Source organism: Arsukibacterium sp. (genome assembly GCF_041616895.1).
Classification (GTDB): domain Bacteria; phylum Pseudomonadota; class Gammaproteobacteria; order Enterobacterales; family Alteromonadaceae; genus Alishewanella.
The window spans coordinates 1-7571 of the sequence record NZ_JBFJPY010000124.1 but is presented as its reverse complement, the minus strand read 5'-3'; the positions used below and the strand labels follow the sequence as shown (position 1 = coordinate 7571).

The window sequence follows — 7571 nt, the reverse complement described above, 5'->3', positions numbered from 1 at the left end:
CTCTGTTACTTCGTAAGCGGGAGAGCGGCCATCGCCGGCGTAGCGCCGACCGCGTTGTAATTCGAGCATCTGAGCGCCGGTTGCGGCATCCTCGGTAACGGCACCAGTTTCGGCATACACGATAGCATGCTGTGACTGTTCACCATGTAATTCAGTTTGTGCCACAAAAACCCGGGATAAATTGTTGCCTGAACGACTGATATCCTGAACAAAAATCACTGCTTTTTCATTAGCAGTGTGCTGAAAGCGGCCCGGCACCAACGAGAATAGCCCTACATTGCTGTCAGCTTTTTCCAGCAGCTGATATTCACGCTCGGTAGCCCATGGGCTTAAGTAAAGGGTTACGCTGCCGGCTAAAACCGCCATAAACACCGATAGCAATAAGGTTAAGCGGGTAACATACCACTCGCTTACGCCGGTGGAATGCAGCACGGTCATCTCACTGTCAGCATATATCCGGCCATATGCGACAAGAATCCCCAGAAACGCACTTAACGGCAGGATGATCACCGCAAGCTGCGGTAATTTTAGTGCAACAATTCCTACTACCAGTTGTCCAGGCAAATCGCCTTCTGAGGCATCAGCAAGAATTTTTACAAAGCGCTGGCTGATGATAATACTTGTCAGGATAACAAAGACGGCTAATTGGGCGCGAAACACCTCCCCAATCAGATAACGAAATATAATCAAAAATGCCCCCTAAAACCTGTCTTTTTGCTGGAAACCTGGCAATTTTTAAGTAAACTTGATATTTATTACAATTATTATCAGGCAAAGCACCGTGAAAACCGAGCTTTTTTCTCAATTCAAGGTAGAATTCAGCCATGTTTTTAGCTGGCGCTATAACACAATGAAAATTGGTAATGGCTATAGTAGCACAGTCTCTTAGAATCAGGAGTAAGTATGGAGTTCAGCGTTAAGAGCGGAAGTCCGGAAAAACAACGCAGCGCTTGCATCGTTGTTGGCGTTTACGAGCCACGTCGTCTTTCCGCAGTAGCAGAACAACTGGATAAAATCAGCGAAGGTTATATCAGCAATTTATTGCGCCGCGGTGATTTAGAAGGCAAACCCGGTCAGGTGTTGTTGTTACATCATGTGCCTAACGTGCTGAGCGAGCGGGTATTGCTGGTGGGCTGCGGTAAAGAACGCGAATTAGACGAGCGGCAGTACCGGCAGATTATTGCTAAAACCATTAGCACCCTGAACGAAACCGGATCGATGGAAGCGGTGTGCTTTTTATCTGAACTGCATGTAAAAAGCCGCGATACCTACTGGAAAGTGCGACATGCGGTGGAAACCACCCAAGACTGTCTGTATGTGTTTGACCGCTTAAAAAGCAAAAAAGACGAAACCCGCCGTCCGTTACGAAAAATTGTATTTAACGTACCCACCCGCCGCGATCTGACCATTGGCGAGCGTGCTGTTGAGCAAGGTCTGGCGATTGCAGCTGGTATCAAACAGTGTAAAGACGTTGGCAATATGCCTCCTAACATTTGTACCCCGGCGTATTTAGCTGAACAGGCGCAGGCGTTGGTAGAGTTATCTGATAAAGTTAGTGTTGAAGTGCTTGGTGCCGAAGAGTTGGCCAGCCATGGTATGAACTCCTATCTGGCGGTGGGCCGTGGTTCGGTAAACGGTCCGAAAATGTCGGTGATCAAATATAATGGCGCCGGCAACGAAAGCGCGCCTATGGTGTTAATTGGTAAAGGCCTGACGTTCGACTCAGGTGGTATTAGTTTGAAGCCTGGCGATGGTATGGATGAAATGAAATACGACATGTGCGGTGCTGCATCCGTACTTGGCACCATGCATTCAGTAATCGCCCTTGGCTTACCGGTTAATCTTGTTGCTATTCTGGCTGCAGCCGAGAATATGCCTGACGCAAATGCTTACCGGCCAGGAGATATTTTAACCACCATGTCTGGCCAGACAGTAGAAGTATTAAACACGGATGCAGAAGGCCGTTTAGTACTGTGCGATGCGCTGACGTATGCCGAGCGGTTTGATCCGGAGCTGGTGATCGATGTTGCTACCTTAACCGGTGCATGTGTTATCGCCCTGGGCAAGCATGCATCTGGCTTACTAAGTAATCATAACCCACTGGCTCATGAGATCCTCAATGCCTCAGAGCAAAGTGGTGATCGTGCCTGGCGTCTGCCTTTGTGGGATGATTATCAGGAACAACTGGAAAGCCCCTTTGCTGATTTTAGCAACTTAGGTGGCCGTGCTGCTGGTACTATAACTGCAGCGTGCTTTTTGTCGCGCTTTACTCGCAAATATAACTGGGCACACTTAGATATTGCCGGAACAGCCTGGCGCAGTGGCGGCAAAGATAAAGGCTCTACCGGCAGACCAGTTGCCTTATTAACCCAGTTTCTAATTAACCGGGCTGGCCACAACCAGGATCACTGATGGCGGTTACCTTTTATGTGCTGGCTGAACCCCAGCAGTCGACTGAAAATGAGCTGAGCACTACGCCAGCTCATTTTGCTTTAGCATGTCAGCTGTGCGCTAACTTTTACCGCGCTAACCAGCGGGTTTTTGTTTATACTGCCAGCCAGCAAGATGCGGAACTCATCGATCAGCTGTTATGGCAATTTGATGCCGACAGTTTTGTGCCACATAATTTATCTGGTGAAGGCCCGGCCAGAGGCGCTCCAGTAGAAATAAGCTGGCAGCCCCCCAGACAAAGCCGACAGGTTCTGATTAACCTGGCAACTGACATACCCGCCTTTGCCAGCCGGTTTTCCGACATTATCGAATTTGTTCCGACGCAAGACGCTGCCAAAGCACAAGCCCGGGAACGTTATAAGCAATATCGTCAGTCAGGTATTACTCCTGCAACCGTCAATGCCGACTGAACAACAGGTACTCTCATGGAAAAAACATTTAATCCCAGTCAGATAGAACAAGCCATGTACAGCGCATGGGAAAGTAAAGGTTATTTTAAACCTGCCGGCGATACGGGTGCCGGTAGCTACTGCATTATGATCCCACCGCCAAATGTCACTGGTAGCCTGCATATGGGTCATGCGTTTCAGCAGACCATTATGGATGCCATGACCCGTTATCAGCGGATGCGGGGCAAAAACACTCTGTGGCAGGTAGGTAGTGACCACGCAGGTATCGCCACCCAAATGGTGGTAGAGCGGCAGCTGGCTGCAGCCGGCTTACCAGGGCGGCATCAACTGGGCCGCGAAGCGTTTATTGAAAAAGTATGGGACTGGAAAGCCGAATCAGGTGGCACCATAACCGCGCAAATGCGCCGGCTAGGTAATTCTGTTGACTGGGAGCGCGAGCGCTTTACCATGGATAAGGGCTTGTCTGAAGCCGTGCAGGAAGTGTTCGTCCGCCTTTATCAGGATGACTTGATTTACCGCGGTAAACGTCTGGTCAACTGGGACCCTAAACTGCACACCGCCATTTCCGATTTAGAAGTCGAGAATAAAGAGCAGCAAGGCCATATGTGGCATTTGCGCTACCCGCTGGCCGATGGGGCCGTTACTGCAGATGGCAAAAACTATCTGGTGGTTGCTACTACCCGCCCGGAAACCATGCTTGGCGACACCGCTGTTGCCGTTAATCCGGACGATGAGCGCTATCAGACACTGATTGGCAAAGACATTTTACTACCGTTAGTTAATCGTCGAATTCCTGTTATCAGCGACGAGCATGCCGATAAAGATAAAGGCACTGGCTGCGTAAAAATCACCCCGGCTCACGATTTTAATGATTATGAAGTAGGTAAACGTAACCAGCTGCCGATGATTAATGTGCTGACTCAGGATGCGACTATCCGCACTGATGGCGAGTGTTTTCACAGTAACGGCGAGCTTAATCCGAACGCGACAGCAGCAATCCCGGCAGCCTTTCAGGGGTTAGATCGCTACGCTGCCCGCAAAGCTATTGTTGCCGCTTTTGATGCTGCAGATTTACTCGACAAAGTTGAAAACCTGACTAACACCCTGCCGTATGGCGATAGAAGTGGAGTGGTGATTGAGCCACTGCTTACAGATCAATGGTACGTGCGGGTTGCGCCACTGGCCAAAACGGCTGTGGAAGCGGTAGAAACCGGTCAGATCGAGTTCGTACCCAAGCAATATGAAAATATGTATTTTAGCTGGATGCGTGACATTCAGGACTGGTGTATCTCTCGTCAGCTTTGGTGGGGACACCGCATTCCAGCCTGGTACGATAACGACGGCAAGGTCTATGTTGGCCGGACCGAGCAGGAAGTGCGCAGTGCTTATCAGTTAGCTGCTGACTTACCACTTCGACAAGATGATGATGTGCTGGACACCTGGTTCAGCTCAGCGCTTTGGACATTCTCTACGCTTGGCTGGCCCGAGCAGACAGAAGATTTAAAAACCTTTCATCCGACCGATGTGTTAGTTACCGGTTTTGACATTATTTTCTTCTGGGTTGCCCGGATGATCATGATGACCATGCATTTTATCAAAGATGATGATGGTAAGCCGCAGGTGCCGTTTAAAACGGTGTACGTTACCGGGCTTATTCGCGATGAAAATGGCGATAAAATGTCAAAATCTAAGGGTAACGTGATTGACCCACTGGATATGATTGATGGCATTAGCCTGCCTGATCTGCTGGCTAAACGCACCAGCAATCTGATGCAGCCTAAACTCGCAGAGAAAATAGCAAAACAAACTGAACAACAATTCCCGGACGGTATCACTGCCAGCGGTACCGACGCCGTCCGATTTACTCTTGCATCACTTGCTTCCACCGGGCGCGATATTAACTGGGATATGAAACGGTTGGAAGGATATCGCAATTTTTGCAATAAACTGTGGAATGCCAGTCGTTATGTACTGATGAATACTGAAGACAAAGACTGTGGTTTTGGCAACGAGCCAAAAGTGCTGTCACTGGCAGATAAATGGATCCTGGCGCAATACCAGCAAACAGTGCAACAAGTTACTCAGCATATCGACAACTACCGTTTCGATTTAGCTGCAACAGCCCTGTATGAATTTACCTGGAACCAATTCTGCGATTGGTATTTGGAGCTGACTAAGCCAGTGTTATTTAAAGGCACCGAGGCAGAACAACGCGGTACCTTGCATACGTTGCTGACCGTGCTGGAAAGTTTATTGCGTTTAATGCACCCGATAATGCCCTTTATAACTGAAACCATCTGGCAATCGGTAAAGCCACTTTGTCTCATCGACGGTGATAGCATTATGTTACAAGCTTATCCAAAGTTTAATGAAAGCCTGGCTGATGACACAGCGATGGCCGATTTAGAATGGTTAAAAGCAGTGATTACTGCCATTCGTAATGTGCGCGGCGAAATGAACATTGCCCCCAGCAAACCGCTTAATGTGTTGCTGCGCAATCTGAATAACGAAGAGCAACGCCGCCTTAAGCAAAACCAGAACTTTTTAATGGTGATGGCCAAACTCGACAGCGTTACCGTGCTAGCTGCGGATGAAAAAGCACCAGCCAGTGCAACTCAGTTAGTCGGCAATATGGATTTACTGATCCCGATGGCAGGTTTAATTGATAAAGACGCCGAACTTAACCGGATAAGCAAACAACTTGAGAAAACCCAGCAGGAACTTGCCAGGGTTAGCGGCAAATTAAACAACCCCGGTTTTGTGGCAAAGGCACCAGAAGCGGTGCTGGCAAAAGAACGGGCAAAACAAACCGAACTAGAGCAAGCAATCAGTAAGCTAAATGCCCAGCAAGCTGAAATAACCGCACTGTAGGCAGGCCCACAGTTAAACAAAAAGGCGACCATCAGGTCGCCTTTCTACTATCTCATTATCCACTCATTATTTTTTTGTCAGACGACGACGTCCAAAAGCACGCATACCTAACAAGCCTAAACCAAACAAACCTAACATAGCGGGTTCAGGTACCTCTACTGTCCGGGTGGTAATTAAGAAACCAAATTGCGCTGGGGTAGCTGCTCTTTCAGGTGTTGTAAAACCTAAACAACCATTAGCAACTTCTGCTCTGGCACAGGTCGCATTAGGTAACGGTATTAAATTACCAGACAGCTCAACGATGCTAATAAAGTAAGATATTCCCTCGTATACAAACTCACTGTTTAATCCACCAAACTCAAGTATAAAAATATCATCGCAGATTGTCACACTTGGAAAATTACAAGGTGTTCTGTTCGGCGTTTCGACAAAATTGATTGAAAACAAAGTTTGCAATGGCGCCAGTTGTGGCCCTGCTACTGGCAGTAGTGGTGTTAAGGTTAGCATTGTCTCCAGATTTGCTCTGTCTAGCAGACGATTAGTGAGAGCAACTGGATTATTAAAATGTGTGATCGTATTAGTCGCTGCCAATGCACCATTAGTATTTATGGTACCAGTAGCCGGTGAATTAGAAAGTTGTAAAGCACTTCGGTTAGGATTAGCACCGGTAAAAGAGCCGCCTGTTGCGCCCCAACTTATTAATGAGTCATTAAACGTTGCAGTTCCATTGCCTGCTGTAAATTCTGCATTTGTCCATTTAGTACTAACATCAAACGTCCATTGCATAACTGCGGCCTGACTAAATGGCGCAATTAATAGCACGACTCCCGCCAGCATACTGTTACATATTTTCTTCATACGACACTCCTTGTTGGAACAAACTAGCGGAATAACTGTTGATATCCGCTTAACTATCCTAAATTAAGCATTTTTCGAGCCACATTTTAAAGCACTGTTTTTATTGAATATTTTAAATTAATGATTAAGTTGTGTAAAATTTACTGTTTAAAAAATAAACTTCAAGCGACATTTTGATAAATTGCTTCGATAAAAGTAGTGGACAAATCCCTGACAAAAAACGAAATACTGAATAAATTTGAAGTATTGTGAAATTCGAGATGCCGCGTGCATGAAATAAAAAAACCGGAGTTCGCTCCGGTTTTTAACGTTGACACTTACTTAAGTTCGGGTTATTTCGTTGTTAACCGACGACGTCCGAAAGCGCGTAAGCCCAACAAACCTAAGCCAAATAAACCTAACATGGCGGGCTCAGGTACATTCACCGGACGAGTAGTGATAAGGAAACCAAAACGTGCCGGAGTAAATGCACTTTCTGGCGTTGCAAAGCCTAAACAACCATTGGCAACACCGGCTCTGGCGCATGTGTCATTGGACAGTGGCGTTAAATTACCTGACAGCTCAACAATGCTGGCAAAATAAGTGACACCATCGTAAACGAACTCACTGTTTAATGCTCCAAACTGAATAACGAAAATATCATCGCAAACAGTAGCACTTGGAAAATCACAAGGCGTTTGGTTCGCCGTTTCAATAAAGTCTACCGAAAACGTTGTGGTAAACTCTGGCGCCGCTGGACCTGCCGGCATGGTGGGTGTCAAATTTAACGTGGTTAAGATACTGGCAGTAGTTAACGTTGCGAAGGTATTCGACAACGTATTGTTATAATGCGTAATAGTGTTTGTTGGCGATGGCAGCATATTATTAGTTTCAATAAGGCCCATTGCCGGTGACTCGGTTATTTGTAAACCACTGCGTGAATTAGCGGCACTTTGACTTGGATCGGTATGATCGCCGCCCGCACTACCCCAACTAATCAGT

Annotated in this window: 6 protein-coding genes; 3 read left to right on the top strand and 3 right to left on the bottom strand. The window is 47.1% G+C overall.

Annotation, left to right across the window (positions count from 1 at the left end):
• A partial coding sequence (lptF, locus tag ABY802_RS15135; protein ID WP_372627959.1) for an LPS export ABC transporter permease LptF occupies positions 1-690 on the bottom strand: 690 nt, incomplete at its 3' end.
• 213 nt (positions 691-903) lie between these two features.
• On the opposite strand from lptF, the gene pepA reads away from it, so the two are divergent.
• The 3 genes from pepA to ABY802_RS15120 are packed head-to-tail and all read left to right on the top strand — an operon-like array spanning position 904 to position 5732.
• Positions 904-2412, top strand: a complete 1509-nt coding sequence (pepA, locus tag ABY802_RS15130) for a leucyl aminopeptidase (RefSeq protein ID WP_372627958.1) — start codon at positions 904-906, stop codon at positions 2410-2412.
• The gene (locus tag ABY802_RS15125) at positions 2412-2861 is read left to right on the top strand and encodes a DNA polymerase III subunit chi (protein ID WP_372627957.1); all 450 of its coding nucleotides are present in this window, start codon (positions 2412-2414) and stop codon (positions 2859-2861) included. Before pepA ends, ABY802_RS15125 begins: the two co-directional genes overlap by 1 nt.
• 15 nt (positions 2862-2876) lie before the next feature.
• Complete coding sequence (locus ABY802_RS15120; protein WP_372627956.1) at positions 2877-5732, top strand: valine--tRNA ligase; 2856 nt, start codon at positions 2877-2879, stop codon at positions 5730-5732.
• Positions 5733-5798: 66 nt separating this feature from the next.
• On the opposite strand, the gene ABY802_RS15115 is transcribed toward ABY802_RS15120, so the two are convergent.
• Both ABY802_RS15115 and ABY802_RS15110 read right to left on the bottom strand, forming a co-directional pair.
• Positions 5799-6590 (bottom strand): THxN family PEP-CTERM protein, encoded by a 792-nt coding sequence (locus ABY802_RS15115; protein WP_372627955.1) that lies wholly within the window; start codon positions 6588-6590, stop codon positions 5799-5801.
• A 332-nt stretch (positions 6591-6922) separates the two neighbouring features.
• Positions 6923-7571: THxN family PEP-CTERM protein (locus ABY802_RS15110; protein WP_372627954.1), on the bottom strand; the 649-nt coding region annotated here is incomplete at its 5' end.